At 52.8% G+C, this 14,578-nt stretch carries 15 protein-coding genes; 1 reads left to right on the top strand and 14 read right to left on the bottom strand.

Annotation, left to right across the window (positions count from 1 at the left end; genetic code table 11):
• Nucleotide 1 precedes the first annotated feature (1 nt).
• The 5 genes from nrdI to CEK60_RS03035 all read right to left on the bottom strand — a co-directional run bounded on the left by nrdI (nucleotide 2) and on the right by CEK60_RS03035 (nucleotide 3,590).
• Nucleotides 2-451 carry a class Ib ribonucleoside-diphosphate reductase assembly flavoprotein NrdI gene (nrdI, locus tag CEK60_RS03055; protein ID WP_089037766.1) on the bottom strand — a complete coding sequence of 150 codons (450 nt, stop codon included), beginning with the start codon at nucleotides 449-451 and terminating at the stop codon, nucleotides 2-4.
• A gap of 9 nt (nucleotides 452-460) precedes the next feature.
• Complete coding sequence (gene nrdH / locus CEK60_RS03050) at nucleotides 461-682, bottom strand: glutaredoxin-like protein NrdH (protein WP_009722061.1); 222 nt, start codon at nucleotides 680-682, stop codon at nucleotides 461-463.
• A gap of 373 nt (nucleotides 683-1,055) precedes the next feature.
• Nucleotides 1,056-1,667, bottom strand: coding sequence for a superoxide dismutase (locus tag CEK60_RS03045; protein ID WP_089037765.1), 612 nt, complete (start codon nucleotides 1,665-1,667; stop codon nucleotides 1,056-1,058).
• A 232-nt stretch (nucleotides 1,668-1,899) separates the two neighbouring features.
• Entirely contained in the window at nucleotides 1,900-2,826 is a 927-nt protein-coding gene (locus CEK60_RS03040) for an electron transfer flavoprotein subunit alpha/FixB family protein (RefSeq protein WP_089037764.1), read from the bottom strand.
• A gap of 14 nt (nucleotides 2,827-2,840) precedes the next feature.
• Nucleotides 2,841-3,590, bottom strand: a complete 750-nt coding sequence (locus CEK60_RS03035; protein WP_038485245.1) for an electron transfer flavoprotein subunit beta/FixA family protein — start codon at nucleotides 3,588-3,590, stop codon at nucleotides 2,841-2,843.
• 423 nt (nucleotides 3,591-4,013) lie between these two features.
• Between CEK60_RS03035 and CEK60_RS03030 the strand changes: the two genes are divergently transcribed.
• The gene (locus CEK60_RS03030; protein WP_089037763.1) at nucleotides 4,014-5,678 is read left to right on the top strand and encodes an electron transfer flavoprotein-ubiquinone oxidoreductase; all 1,665 of its coding nucleotides are present in this window, start codon (nucleotides 4,014-4,016) and stop codon (nucleotides 5,676-5,678) included.
• Between the two features lie 34 nt (nucleotides 5,679-5,712).
• Here the strand turns inward: CEK60_RS03030 and CEK60_RS03025 are convergent, their stop codons facing one another.
• The 9 genes from CEK60_RS03025 to fabF all read right to left on the bottom strand — a co-directional run bounded on the left by CEK60_RS03025 (nucleotide 5,713) and on the right by fabF (nucleotide 14,577).
• Nucleotides 5,713-7,920, bottom strand: coding sequence for an ATP-dependent helicase (locus CEK60_RS03025; protein ID WP_089037762.1), 2,208 nt, complete (start codon nucleotides 7,918-7,920; stop codon nucleotides 5,713-5,715).
• Nucleotides 7,917-8,483, bottom strand: coding sequence for a DUF1285 domain-containing protein (locus tag CEK60_RS03020; RefSeq protein WP_089037761.1), 567 nt, complete (start codon nucleotides 8,481-8,483; stop codon nucleotides 7,917-7,919). The genes CEK60_RS03025 and CEK60_RS03020 overlap by 4 nt, the downstream gene beginning before the upstream one ends.
• 31 nt (nucleotides 8,484-8,514) lie before the next feature.
• Nucleotides 8,515-9,348, bottom strand: a complete 834-nt coding sequence (locus tag CEK60_RS03015) for a TatD family hydrolase (protein ID WP_089037760.1) — start codon at nucleotides 9,346-9,348, stop codon at nucleotides 8,515-8,517.
• Between the two features lie 76 nt (nucleotides 9,349-9,424).
• On the bottom strand, nucleotides 9,425-9,760 hold the full coding sequence (locus CEK60_RS03010) for a PilZ domain-containing protein (protein WP_089037759.1): 336 nt from the start codon (nucleotides 9,758-9,760) through the stop codon (nucleotides 9,425-9,427).
• Nucleotides 9,761-9,796: 36 nt separating this feature from the next.
• Complete coding sequence (locus CEK60_RS03005; RefSeq protein WP_038485264.1) at nucleotides 9,797-10,780, bottom strand: DNA polymerase III subunit delta'; 984 nt, start codon at nucleotides 10,778-10,780, stop codon at nucleotides 9,797-9,799.
• A complete protein-coding gene (gene tmk / locus CEK60_RS03000) occupies nucleotides 10,771-11,424 on the bottom strand; it encodes a dTMP kinase (protein WP_089037758.1) in 654 nt (217 codons plus the stop codon). Before tmk ends, CEK60_RS03005 begins: the two co-directional genes overlap by 10 nt.
• A 63-nt stretch (nucleotides 11,425-11,487) precedes the next feature.
• Nucleotides 11,488-12,495 (bottom strand): endolytic transglycosylase MltG, encoded by a 1,008-nt coding sequence (gene mltG / locus CEK60_RS02995; protein WP_089037757.1) that lies wholly within the window; start codon nucleotides 12,493-12,495, stop codon nucleotides 11,488-11,490.
• Between the two features lie 30 nt (nucleotides 12,496-12,525).
• Nucleotides 12,526-13,332: an aminodeoxychorismate lyase gene (gene pabC, locus CEK60_RS02990; RefSeq protein ID WP_089037756.1), complete on the bottom strand. Its 807-nt coding sequence runs from the start codon at nucleotides 13,330-13,332 to the stop codon at nucleotides 12,526-12,528.
• 6 nt (nucleotides 13,333-13,338) lie between these two features.
• Nucleotides 13,339-14,577: a beta-ketoacyl-ACP synthase II gene (fabF, locus tag CEK60_RS02985; RefSeq protein ID WP_089037755.1), complete on the bottom strand. Its 1,239-nt coding sequence runs from the start codon at nucleotides 14,575-14,577 to the stop codon at nucleotides 13,339-13,341.
• Between the last annotated feature and the right edge of the window lies 1 nt (nucleotide 14,578).

The following is a 14,578-nucleotide window of genomic DNA, read 5'->3' as shown; positions in this document are numbered from 1 at the left end:
GCTACGTTGCTAGAGACTGAGCTTGACGTTTCCAAAACTCTTCTACTCCTTTGCGGACCTTGGCGACATCGTCGTCGGTGCCAAACAGTTCAAATCGATAAAGCAGCGGCACTTGGCACTTTTGAGCAATAATTCGCCCTGCCAATCCGTATGCCTCACCAAAATTCGTATTACCAGCGGCAATAACACCTCTAAGGAGGTGCCGATTGTGCTCATCATTTAAAAATCGAATCACCTGCCCCGGCACTGCCCCTTCGGCATAGCCGCCACCATAGGTAGGTGTCACTAATATGTAGGGCTGCTCTACGCGTGGCGTTGGTTCTTCACGGTTTAGTGGCAGCCGCTGGGCGCTTAAGCCAAGCTTTTGTATAAAACGGTGGGTATTGCCTGACTTAGTGGAAAAATAAACTAACGAACGATTACGCCCAGCTTCCACATCAGCGTTTTGCATAGCGACGTTTTACGCTAGTGCTTGAATACGGTCAGGACGAAAACCAGACCAATGATCCTCACCCGCAACCACGACGGGTAACTGACGATAACCCAGCGCTTCCACTTCCTCCTGGGCACCGCTTTCAGCAGTGATATCGATAACGGTATATTCTAGGCCCTGCTTATCCAGTGCACGGTAGGTAGCAGTGCATTGAACACAAGCAGGCTTGCTATAAATTTGGATATCCATGGCTATTTTTTCCTTTTCATAGCGGTGTTTTTCGGGTAGAGCACATCTTGTGCTCGCCCTCTCTGGAAGACACAACGCATACTATATATAGACCATGAGAAAATCAATTCAAGCATATATGGTATTTTTTCATCCACAGGTTATTGACAGCTCGTACCCAATATCATACCCAGCAGCCTCTCAATAGCCGCCTAAAACGCCTTTCCCCGAACCACCCCAGGAACGCTCTCAATAGCCCTCATTAGGGTCATCACAAGAGCTGTTTCAGAAACAGCTGAACCTTCTCCCAAAAACAAAAAAAACCGCTTCCCAATGGAAGCGGTTTTTTTCCAAGGCGCCAACTAGCTTGGCGCCTTTCTCACAGCGTGTGAGTTTAGGCGATAGCCGCCTGATAACGACGCTCAACATCTTCCCAATTAACGACGTTAAAAAAGGCTGCTACGTAATCAGGACGCTTGTTCTGGAACTTCAGGTAGTATGCGTGCTCCCAAACGTCCAGACCCAATACCGGCGTATTGCCATGCATTAGCGGGCTGTCTTGGTTCAGGGTGTTTTCAACAACCAGCTTTTTCTCAGGTGTCACGGAGAGCCATGCCCAACCGCTACCAAAGCGACCCAGCGCTGCTGCCTTGAACGCTTCCTTGAACGCGTCAAGACCGCCTAGCTCGGCTTCAATAGCTTTTGCTACATCACCCTGAGGCTGGCCGCCGCCATTAGGTGACATCATTTGCCAGAACATAGAGTGGTTGGCATGGCCGCCGCCGTGATTAATAACGGCTTGACGCTTCTCTTCAGGTACACGATCAAGATTGGCAACCAGCTCTTCTACCGGCACGTCTTCAAGGCCCGTGCCTTCAAGCGCAGCATTCAAACTAGTGACGTAAGTGTTGTGGTGACGAGAGTGGTGAATCTCCATCGTCATCGCATCGATATGCGGCTCAAGTGCGTCATAAGCGTACGGTAATTCTGGAAGTGTATGTGCCATGCTAACTTCTCCTTAAGTGGCTTTTGTTACGTTCACATAACTAAGTGTGGTCTTACCCCACCTTTTTCAACCATCACGGCTATAATTAATTACCGTGAGTAGCGATTATTGATAACTGATACATTTTATACCCCAGTACCTTAGTCAACTATTGGCAGTTTATCGAATTCATCGCCAATAAAAAAGCCGACTTCTGGTGAAGTCGGCTTTTAGCCAGTTTAGATTCAGTGGCTTATAGCTTGCTTTCAAGCTCCGGCAGAACCTCGAAGAGATCACCCACCAAGCCGTAATCGGCGACTTGGAAGATTGGCGCTTCTTCGTCTTTGTTGATCGCAACAATGACTTTGGAGTCTTTCATGCCCGCCAAGTGCTGAATAGCGCCAGAAATACCCACGGCAATATACAGCTCAGGGGCCACAATCTTACCGGTTTGGCCAACCTGCATATCATTGGGCACAAAGCCTGCGTCTACGGCCGCTCGTGATGCACCAATGGCAGCACCCAGCTTGTCAGCGATGCCGTCAAGCAGCTTAAAGTTTTCGCCGTTGCCCATACCACGACCACCAGACACCACGACTTTAGCACCGCCAAGTTCCGGACGATCGGATTGCGCCAGCTCTTGCTTAACAAAGCTAGACTGACCATTTTCGACCACTACGTCTACCGCTTCTACAGAGGCGCTACCCGTGCTCTCGACCGCATCAAACGCAGTGGTACGCACGGTCATCACTTTCAGTGCGTCGTCGCTTTTTACTGTGGCGATGGCGTTGCCCGCATAGATGGGACGCAGGAAAGTGTCAGCACTTTCAACGCCAATCACGTCGGACAGTTGGCTAACATCTTTTAAGGCAGCCAAACGCGGCAGTACGTTTTTGCCGGTAGTAGAGGCGCTAGCCAACACGTGGGTATAGTCGCCAGCCAATTCAACCAATAGAGCGCCCATTGGCTCGGCAAGCTGATGGGCGTAAACAGCGTTATCGGCAACGCGAACTTTATTGACGCCTTCAAGCTTTGCAGCAGCATCAGCCGCCGCCTGAACGCCTTCACCGGCCACCAGCACGTCAATGTCACCACCAATCGCCTTGGCAGCAGCAACTACGTGAGCGGTTGCGCCCGCTAACTGACCTTCATGAAGGTCGGCAAGTACCAGAATGCTCATGAGATCAGCTCCTATTAAAGCACTTTGGCTTCGTTTTTCAGTTTGTCGATCAATTCATCTACCGAGGCGACTTTAACACCACCTTTGCGCTCTGCCGGGGACTCCACTTTGAGCAAGCTAACCTTAGAGGCCACTTCAACCCCGTAATCAGCGGGCGTTTTGGTATCCAGCGGCTTCTTCTTAGCCTTCATGATGTCGGGCAGCTTCGCGTAACGCGGCTCGTTCAAACGCAAATCGGTGGTAACGATAGCGGGCAGAGAGAGCGCTACGGTTTGCAGACCACCATCGATCTCGCGAGTAACATTCACCTTGTCACCGTCAACAGCAACCTCAGAGGCAAAAGTACCTTGGGGTAGATTGGTCAACGCGGCCAGCATTTGCCCCGTTTGATTGTTGTCGGTATCGATGGCCTGCTTACCAAGAATCACTAAGCCAGGTTGCTCTTCGTCAACAACCTTAGCTAGCAACTTAGCCACCGCAAGCGACTCAACGCGCTCGTCGGTTTCAATATGAATAGCACGGTCTGCCCCAAGCGCTAGCGCGGTGCGCAACTGCTCTTGAGCCGCCTTGGGGCCAACGGTAACGGCCACGACTTCTGTCGCAACACCCTTCTCTTTGAGGCGCACCGCTTCTTCTACGGCAATTTCGCAGAAGGGGTTCATCGCCATTTTGACGTTGGTAAGATCAACGTCAGAGTTGTCCGCTTTCACGCGGATTTTGACGTTATAGTCGATGACGCGTTTAACCGCGACGAGTACTTTCATAGATTCCTCGCTTGGCTTGTGATGGAAGCCGTTAGCTTGTCTCAGCATCGTACCAACTGATGCTTCTAAAATAGGGGCGACGTGTATTTAAATACGCCACCTTAAAAAATTCATGCAAGCGTTTGATAGGTCTGTAAATGAAAAACCCTATCAATTTGCCACAACCTAGTGACTAGCGACAACACTGATTAACTACGGCCTTGGTCGTAGCAGCGATGCAAACTCCATGGATAAATGGTGCTTTTGCCATCGTAGGGGTGACCTTACAGGGGTATTATGCCTATCATGGAGCATAACCAGAAGCAAACGACCGTTTAAAATTAAGGCCATCTTTTTATAAGCTAGTTCTCATAACGCTCATTTGACGTTTGTACAGGCTAGTTTTGGTAAATAGTGGCACTTATGAGAATAAGGAGAAGCCGGGTGGAAAATGTTGAACGCGATGTCATGGACTTCGATGTAGTCATTGTCGGGGCTGGCCCCTCTGGTCTAGCTTCCGCTTGCCGTCTAATGCAACAGGCAAATCAAGCGGAACAAGAGTTGACGGTTTGTGTCGTCGAAAAAGGCTCCGAAGTCGGCGCCCATATCCTTTCTGGTGCTGTCTTTGAGCCCCGCGCACTGGCAGAGCTATTTCCTGATTGGGAAGAGCGCGGCGCACCGCTTAACACACCTGCCGTTCGTGACGATGTTTATCTATTAAAAGATGCTCAAAAAGCGCAAAAAATCCCTAATGCGCTAGTGCCAAAAAGCATGCATAACACTGGCGGCGAGCTTAATCGCTATGTGATTAGCGCAGGCAACCTATGCCGCTGGTTGGCAGAGCAAGCCGAGTCCCTTGGGGTGGAAATATTCCCTGGTTTTGCTGCCCAGGACGTGATTATCGAAGATGATGCAGTACGCGGCATCCTCATTGGTGACATGGGTGTTAGCGCAGATGGCACTCCTAAAGATGGCCATATGCCAGGCATGGAGCTGCGCGCGAAATACACACTATTTGCGGAAGGCGCTCGCGGCCACTTGGGTAAACGGTTAATCAAAGAGTTCTCACTAGATGCTGGTCGTGACCCACAGCACTATGGGATTGGCTTGAAAGAACTGTGGGATGTTCCCGCCGACAAACATGAACCCGGACTTGTGCTTCACGGCTCGGGCTGGCCGCTTGAAAAAGACACTCACGGCGGCTGGTTCCTTTACCACGCAGAAAATCAGCAGGTCGTCGTTGGCCTCATTATGGATCTTGGTTATAAGAACCCCTGGCTGTCACCTTTTGATGAATTCCAGCGTATGAAGCATCACCCGGTGCTTAGCCAATATTTAGAAGGCGGCAAACGGGTTGCCTATGGTGCGCGCGCCATTACCAAAGGCGGTTTTAACTGCCTACCGAAAATGACGTTCCCGGGTGGTCTGTTGATTGGCTGCGATGCGGGCACGCTGAACTTTTCCAAAATCAAAGGCCTGCACACAGCGATGAAATCTGGCATGGTCGCTGCAGAAAGCGTCTTTGAAGCCATTAAGGGGGGTGATGAAGGTGCTCAGGAGCTAAGTAGCTTCACTGAGAAATGGCAAGCCAGCTGGGCCTATGAAGAGCTGAAAGAGAGCGCGAGCTTTGGCCCTGCTATGCATAAATATGGCACGGTAGGCGGCGGTGCTTACAACTTCGTCAATCAACTGCTGGGCAATAAGCTACCCAATGTTCATGACACCACCACCGACCACGGCGTGCTGAAGCCTGCTGCTGAGTTCGAAAAAATCACTTATCCGAAGCCCGATGGCAAATTGTCGTTTGATAAATCGACTTCCGTCTTTTTGTCCAACACCAACCACGAAGAAGACCAGCCCTGCCATCTGCGCCTAGCAGATCCAGAGCTGCCGATTCGCGACAACCTGCCAACCTATGCAGAACCGGCCCAACGCTACTGCCCTGCGGGGGTTTATGAAGTGGTGGAAGATGATCAAGGCAAGCCACGCTTCCAGATCAACTTCCAGAACTGCGTGCACTGCAAAACCTGCGATATTAAAGACCCTGCCCAAAATATTACCTGGGTAGCACCAGAAGGCGGCGGCGGGCCTAACTATCCCAATATGTAATTCGCACTACTAGAGGGTCATACGGCGCGGCCAGTTACGCTGGCTGCACCGGTGGCTCTAAGCACTCAATCGGCGCGCGTCGAGCAATGAGACGACGCCGACCAGCCTGTACAAAGCGCACATCGATGACAGGATCGGAGGGGTTACCTTCTACCGAGGCCACCTCCCCTTCTCCAAACACGGCATGTATCAAGCGTTGTCCTGGGTAAAAGTGTGCATCAGCCTGATAACCTGCCGCTGCCTCATTGATCTGCGGCGCTGCCAGCTCAATATCCGTTCGCCCTAAGCGCTCAAGATAGCGCTTCACCAAGCTCGGCGATGTTACCTGCACAGCCGTTGCGGGTGTATCTTGGCGCGACAAACATGACGCTACCCGCAAACTATCCTGCCAGGCGCTTTCCGCAATAAAGCGACTAGGCCGATGAACACCCCCATCATGCAGCACCAGCAGTTGCTCTTGAGCCCGTGTAATCGCCACGTAAAACAGTCGTCGCTCTTCTTCTAACCTCTCATCATTGAGCGGATTGTCTCGACTGTAGTGCGGAAAGTCCTCTTCGTTCACCCCGGCAACGGCGACCAACGGCCACTCTAGACCCTTCGCTCCGTGAACCGTGCTAATCAGAACACCGCCAGCTTGGTTCTCTACTGGACGCTCGAGCAGCTCGATAAACGCATCTGGATCTTTCACGCTATCGGCCTGCTCGATAAGCACATCCAATAGACGAACGTCCTCTTCGCCCTTATCGCGCCTTGCCGCTGCTCGCTTTAAGGTTTTTTCCGCTTCGATCGTTTCCACCACATGACTCAGCAGCTTTGCAGGCGGCCAACCACTTAATTTGGGCAGCTCACATAGCAGCGCCCAGCGTTTTTTAAGCGTGCGGCGCTGCAGCGGCTTTAGAGAGGTTAGTACCGGCTCGTGGCGTTCAGGCCAGCGTTGGGTGCCGGCCAGCTGATAGGCAAGCTGCTGAAGCCGCTCACGGGCAACAAAAGGCGTTGGCTGAGAGAGCAAAAGCAAGAGTTGCTCTGGGTCGTGCAGCAGCTCTGGCTGGCGAGACAGTTTCAAATAGCCAGCCAATGCCTGCACGAGTGGGAGTCGGAAAACGAAACGATCTTCTCGCTGAAGACGAAATGGAATACCTGCCTGCAGTAACGCCAACTGAAATGGCACCGAAAGCGCCCAACTACGCACCAGCAGACTAACATCGCTCAACGCGCGCCCCTGCGCTTGCCAATCGACTAAGGCATCAAGCAGCAGTCGGCTGCCCTGGCCGACAGATATATGGGTCTCAGGATTATTAGCATCTGCCAAACAGAGCTGGTCTGGTCGGCGCTGATTAGCCATGATGGCATGGTTTGCGGTCAGCGCCAGCGCGTGGCCATGACGAAACGTGATAGAGAGCGGGTAGTTTGTGGCGCTGCCAAACGTGGCGGTAAAGTTTTCCAGCATGGTGTCAGGGCGTGCGCCCCGCCATTCGTAGATGCACTGATTCGCATCACCTACCGCCATCACATTGGCGCTGGAGCCCGCCAACACCGCCAGCAACCGCTGCTGGGCAGTATTAATATCCTGGTATTCATCAATGATCACATGATCAAGAAAACCTTCCACACGACTGCGCAAGGTCTGTTCGGCTTCTAACACTTGCAGGGGCCGATAGAGCAAGTCAGCGTAGGTCATGACGCCTTCAACGTGCAACAGCCGTTCAGCTTCATCAAATGCTCTGGGAAAGTAGTCAGTATCCGGCTCGTAATTAAGACGCTTGTAAAGTACATCGGCCGATAGCATTTCCGCTTTTACCAGCCCACAGAAGTGAGCAAGCGCTTCTAATCGATCACCTTCGATAGCCGCATCGCGACGCTCAACGGCATCGTGAAGCACATTCAGGCTTGCCTGACGTAACAGGCGCTCTAGCTGCCAATCAGCAGACAGCAGGCGCCTCGGTGCAAGCGCCCCCCAGCGACACAGACTCTGCGTCAACCGATGACCAAGGGAGTGAAAGGTGCGCACATCTGGCAATGGTTGCCCTTGAGGCGCCATGCTGATCAGGCGGCGTTGAAAATCGTCTCGGGCTGAGCGGTTAAACATCAGCACCAGCATACGCTTCGGCGATACACCAGACGCCAACAGGTGGAGCACCCTTGCCGCCATGGTGGTGGTCTTACCCGCCCCTGCAACAGCAGCTACGCGGGCATGCCCCTCGCGATGCTGGACAACGGCTTGCTGTTCAGCGGTTAACTTCACGTCACCTCGCCTGGCATCGCATCATTGGCATTAAACTGACCTAAGACATACCAAGATCCTGCGCTGTAGAGTCGGCATTGGCATTCGCCGTCGTCTGCCTCGCTCAGCGTGGCCTGCTCTACCAATCGATAATACACATTGCGATGCAAACGAGCCGCTAGCCCAAAGCGCACGGTACACTCAGGGGCAAGGACACCCTCAGGCGTTTTGGAGAGACTAAGCGGATGCTCTGCATCCACACGCACAACGTCATCGAATTGGGTCGTCAGCCACCAGGCATCATCGTGAAAATCTGCTTCTACCGCCACGAACGGGCAGTCAACCACGGTGACACGCCAACGCTCAACAGGCGTTACCAGGCAATAGCCATCGGCATCGCGGCGTAATAGGCTCGCTAACAACCGTGGTATGGCAAGGCGCTCAAACGGCTTTCCTTCATGCAGCCACGTGCCATCAGCCTGAATAACGATATCAATATCGCCACTAAGTGCTGGCTGCCACTGATCAACGGGGGGAATCGTCGCCGAACCGTTAAATTGCTGCATAAGCCGATCAATATTCATCGCTTACCTCCCAGGCTGTGCTTACAGCCACTTATACCACTAAACCGGACTGCGCCAACGCTTGCTTTACGTTATCAGGTGCATCGGGCACGGCAGCGCGGAACAGATGATAAAAATTGGCGGTGGTTTGCATCGCCACTTCATCAACGCTGATCCCGCGTTCTTTAGCGATACACTCTGCCACCTCAACCACCCAAGCGGGCTCGTTGGGCTTGCCACGATAAGGAACAGGCGCCAAATAAGGGCTATCGGTTTCAATCAGCAGCCGGTCAAGCGGCAGTTTTCTGGCCAGCTCTCTAAGCGACGCAGCATTGCGGAAGGTAATAATACCCGATAGCGAGATATAGAACCCAAGCCGCACAGCTTCACGCGCCATGTCTAAATCTTCAGTAAAGCAGTGTAATACGCCGCCTACCTCAGGATTCGTGTGCTCACGCAGCAACGCTAACGTGTCTTCTTTCGCTTCACGAGTATGAATAATCACCGGCAGCTCTAGCTCATTGGCTGCAATTAAATGGCGCTTAAACCGCTCGCTCTGAACCTCTACAGGCACGCTGTCCTGATAGTGATAATCCAACCCTGTTTCACCGATGGCGACGGCACCGTACTGTTCAGCAGCATCAACAATATCGCTTACGCTTGGCTCTTTCGGAGCCTGATGAAGCGGATGCAGTCCCGCCGAAATAACCACGTCGTGGTGCTCACGAGCGATTGCCGCCAACCCCGGCATCTCCTCAAGCGTCACCGCAACAGCTAAGAACTGGCTCACATTAGCAGCACGAGCAGCCGCCAGCGTTGCGGCAATATCACCGTCGTGGGTTAGCTCAGATAAACGGTCTAAATGGCAGTGGGAATCAACAAACATGCAGCTCTCTTAAATTCTCGTAAACAGGTGAAGGGCAGGCTTTGTTCAGTGTTATTGCGGTGCTAACTCGCGGCTATCAAAGCGTAAAGGACGGAGGTGCTTTATCTAATTGGCCAGCCAACAACGTTTCAATGCGATCACGTACTGAGTAGTCCTGCTGGCTGAAATGTACCCCAATACCTGGCATTCGCTGTCCACTCACGCCCTCAGGAGAAATCCAAACAACATGGCCGGAGATAGAAAGACGTTCACTCTCTCCTGGCAGGGTCAGCAATAGATAAACCTGCTGTCCAAGTCGATAAAGCGCTTTAGTCGGGACAAAAATACCGCCTCTATCTAGAAAAGGCATATACGCGGAAAGTAACGTCGGTATATCCGGCATTGTCAAAGAAAGCGCTTTTTGAACCGTCATAACAGCCTCCTTGGCAACAACCCTATGGCAACAACGTTAGGAGCGTAACAGCGCCGACCAGCGCACCAGCCAGGCTTCAAGCACTAGCTGAGGGTTCGGGTTAGCGCCGACTGCAAATAAACGGCGCTGCTCTCGGGCATAATCCAGTAACCGGAACCAATCCTGCACCCGTCCATTTTTCATCGCTTGGCGGTATAACGGCTCTAAATCGGGGTTATGCAGCACCGAGGTTTCGCCAGACAAACCCAGCCGGATCAAGTCTTCAAGCCAAGCAATACCGTACCACAAGATGGCATCAATGGCCTGACGATCAAGCCTAGCAGCCTCTGAAACAGGCTCAGCACCACGCACTAACTGCTCGAAACTGTCATGAATTTGATGGCGAAGTGCGCGCTCCTCAGGCGTTGCCAACTCCACAGCAAGCAGCGGCAAACCACCCGACACTCGCCACCAAAAATGTGCTTCGTCGCCGCCAAGTTTTTCAGTCAACCAGTCTCGGCAATCCTCAAAGGGAACGCTAGCTAATGGCCACTGCTGACAGCGGGAGCGAATCGTCGGCAGCGTGCGCGAAGGCACGTCTGACAGCAGAATAAATAGCGTTTTATCGCCGGGCTCTTCAAGGCTTTTGAGCAGTGCGTTTGCCGCTGCAATATTCATTGCTTCCGCGGGAGAGATCACGATCACACGATACCCACCCTGCTGCGCGGTTTGCGAAACAAAGCGGTTTACATCACGTATGGGGTCAATGCGAATCTGACGCTTACCCTCTTCTGGAGAAATGCGCATCAAGTCGGGGTGGTAGCCTGAAGCCAACATGGCACAGCTATGACAGTGGCCGCAGGCCAGCTCGCCAGGCTGTGCGCATAACGTTCGAGCAATCAACGCTTCCGCCAACTGCTGCTTGCCAACTCCGTGAGCACCGCTGATTAACAGTGCATGCGGCAGTCGTCCTTCATTGGTGAGACGAATCAACTGCTGCCACGTAGACTGATGCCAAGGCAGCACTCCCGCTATTGCCATATAGCCACTCGCTCTTCTAGCGCTTGAGCTAGAGACGCCTGCACTTGATCAAGCGCTTGCCCGGCATCAACAATTGCGAAGCGCTGGGGGGCAGCAGCAGCGCGCGCTAAGTAAGCCCGCCGCACTGCTTCGAAAAAGGTTACTTGCTCTTGCTCAAAGCGATCACGCTGCGTTTGCTGGTCTCTTAAACGCCCTTCAAGACGCTCTTTCGCAGCATCGGGTGACATATCGAGTAACAGGGTTAAATCTGGGGAGAGACCTTTTTGCACGAACTGTTCCAGTTGAGCAATCCGATCTGTCTCAATACCGCGGCCACCGCCCTGGTAAGCAAAGGTAGCATCGGTAAAACGATCACAGATCACCCAGGCACCGCGCTCAAGGGCTGGCACTATTTTTTGCGCTAGATGCTGGGCTCGCGCGGCAAACATTAATAGCAATTCGGCATCGCTGTGCAAGGGCTCATCGAAAGAGGGATCAAGCAGCAATCCTCGAATCGCTTCAGCGCGCGGCGTCCCCCCGGGCTCACGGGTTCGCACAACCTCTATCCCGCGCTCTTGTAGCCATGTCTCTACAAACGCCACGTTAGTAGATTTTCCGACTCCCTCACCACCCTCAAGGGTGATGAAGCGTCCGCGCTTGCTCATTGAAGCCCCTTACTAAGTAAATTCGAAAAAAACACATCGCACTTAAACAATGACTTAACCTAATTAGCGATTGCGAATATAGCGATTAACCGCATTATTGTGCTCACGTAACGTACGTGAAAAATGGTGGGTACCGTCACCGCGCGAGACGAAGTAAAGCGTTTCTCCAGGCAGCGGATTCACAGCCGCTTCAAGGGAGGCGCGCCCGGGTAAGGCAATCGGCGTTGGTGGCATGCCGTCAATCACATAGGTGTTATAGGGGGTCGCCTCACGTAAATCTGCACGCGTGATCCTCCCTTCATAGCGTTCGCCCATGCCATAAATGACCGTGGGATCTGTTTGCAAACGCATTCCCTGTTCCATACGACGCTTGAAGACACCTGCGATCTCCCGTCGCTCTTCCGGCGCGCCTGTTTCACGCTCAATGAGCGATGCCATAATGAGCGCTTCGTAAGGTGTATCGATGGTCAGGTCATCATCACGCTCGTCCCAGACCTCTTCTAGAATCTGCTCCATGCGGGAAAGCGACTGACGTAGAATATCAACGTCACTCATACCCAGGTGGTAGCGGTAGGTATCAGGGAAAAACCAGCCTTCAGGAAAAGTACCCTCTCGATCCAGCAACGACATAATTTCGTCGTCACTTAACTCTGCCGTCCGATTCTCAAGTTTTGGCGCACTGTCCAATAGCTCGCGCATCTGGCGGAATGTCCAGCCTTCAGGAATCGTTAACGGATAAGTGACAACGTTATTGCTGCCCAAGAGAGCAATCAGTTCAAGACCGCTCATGCCTGGGGTTAGCTGATACTCCCCCACCCGCAAGCGTGGTACACGCTCAGGCTCAACACGCGCCAATAATTGAAATGCCCAAGCATCTTCAATAAAGCCCTGGCTTTCCAGATCTCGAACGACCTGATTGAACCCAGCCCCCGCAGGAACCTGGTAAAGCGCTGGCTCCTCAAGTGTGACCGGTGTCGATAAGCGCTGCTGCCAGTAAGCATAGCCGCCCACAACGGCTGCGAATCCAACCACGACCACGACACCTACGGCAGCTAAAAACCGTTTCACCATGACACCTCAATATTGTTGATAAAATTCTGCCTAACGGGATGTCGGCGAATAGCCAAGTAAGTCATGGCCTATTGTTTGCAGCCTATCTTGGCCTGTCAGCGGCCAGGACTTCAGGACTACACCTGTTTCACTTAACAGCTTATTCACTGGCCATACACCTTGTACCGAGTTAGCTACCCAAAGACGCTCAACGTCATGGATAGCGTTCAGCGCAATAGGGGCTTCCTGTACTGCTCCATGATCCAATAATGCCGCTCGCAGCGTACCCGCCACGCCGCACTGCGATAATGGCGGTGTAAAGAATGCCCCCGCTTGCTGCCAAAAGACATTCATACTGGTGGCTTCCACCAGCAGGCCATCAGTATCTCCAAGCAACCCCTCGGCTATGGCTGGGTCATTCCACTCCTGGCGCGCGAGTACATTTTCCAATCGATTAAGGTGTTTAATGCCTGCTAAAAGCGGCTGATGTCCCAAACGCAACTGACAAATCCGTACGTTAACCCCCTCATGCCAACGGTCAGCGTTTACCACAAAAGGTGTTCTACGGCTAAGCAAGCGAGGTTGAGAGCTATCCTGCGTCGCATACCCTCTCCCACCACTTCCTCGGGTTAGGATTAGTTTGAGTATTTCAAGCTCGGCGTTAGACGGAGACTGCCAAGTGGCGACCAACTGCTCCATGGAGGGCAACGGAATATTCAAACGCTGACAGCCCAGCCGTAAGCGCGCGTAATGATAATCCCATAGCACAGGGACACCAGCGCGCAGCAGCACTGTTTCAAATACTCCGTCACCATACGCAAGCCCTCGGTCGTCAAACGGCACCTGGGGCATTGGCATTGCGTGCTATACCTTTTTAAACAGCAGTGAGCCGTTGGTACCACCGAACCCGAACGAGTTTGAGAGCGCTATTTCAATGGGCATCTTCCGCGCGGCGTGCGGTACGTAATCAAGATTGCAGCCTTCCTGTGGGTTATCCAGGTTAATGGTCGGCGGCGCAATCTGGTCGCGAATAGCCAGAATACTAAATACCGCTTCAACCGCTCCTGCAGCACCTAATAGGTGGCCAATCATTGATTTGGTAGAGCTCACGGCAACCTGCTGAGCTGCGCTACCAAGCACTTTTTCAATCGCCCGACTTTCTGCTAAGTCACCCGCTGCGGTAGACGTGCCATGCGCGTTAATATAGTGCACATCCGCTGGATCAATACGCGCATCTTTAATGGCATTGCTCATGGAGAGTGCAGCACCACGTCCATCTTCCGGCGGCGCCGTCATATGGTAGGCATCATCACTCATACCAAAGCCGGCAAGCTCTGCGTAGATATTGGCACCACGCGCTTTAGCGTGCTCGTACTCTTCCAAGACAAGCACACCCGCACCGTCTGACAGCACGAAGCCGTCACGATCAGTATCCCATGGGCGACTCGCCGCCTGAGGGTCTTCATTGCGAGTAGAAAGCGCTCGCGCGGCCGAAAACCCGCCCAACCCTAATGGGGTAGTGGCCATTTCCGCACCGCCACAGATCATCACATCGGCATCGCCGTATGCAATCGTGCGAGCACTGTAGCCAATATTATGGGTACCCGTTGTACATGCTGTGGTGATCGCGATATTCGGGCCTTTGAAGCCGTGCTGAATCGCCATGTTGCCAGAAATCATATTAATGATTGAACCTGGCACAAAAAACGGCGAGACGCGGCGTGCGCCGCCCTTATTCAGCGCATTATGGTTATGTTCAATCATCGGCAAACCACCAATGCCTGAACCAATAGCCACCCCGATGCGCTCAGCATTCTCTTCGGTACACTCAAGCCCTGAGTCCTGAACGGCCTGGGCTCCCGCCGCCATGCCGTACTGGATAAACAAATCCATCTTGCGTGCGTCTTTAGGATTCAGATAGGGGCTAATATCGAAATTTTTAACCGATCCTCCAAAACGCGTGTTGAAGCCACTTGTATCAAAGTGCTCAATCGGCGCTATGCCACTTTTGCCGGCGACAATATTTGCCCACGACTCATTAACACTGTTACCCACTGGGGTCACCAGGCCTAACCCAGTTACCACTACCCTTCTTCGCGCCATT

This window comes from Halomonas sp. N3-2A, assembly GCF_002216165.1.
Lineage (GTDB): Bacteria > Pseudomonadota > Gammaproteobacteria > Pseudomonadales > Halomonadaceae > Vreelandella.
Note: the sequence above shows the minus strand (reverse complement) of the source record. Positions and strands in the feature narration are given on the sequence as shown.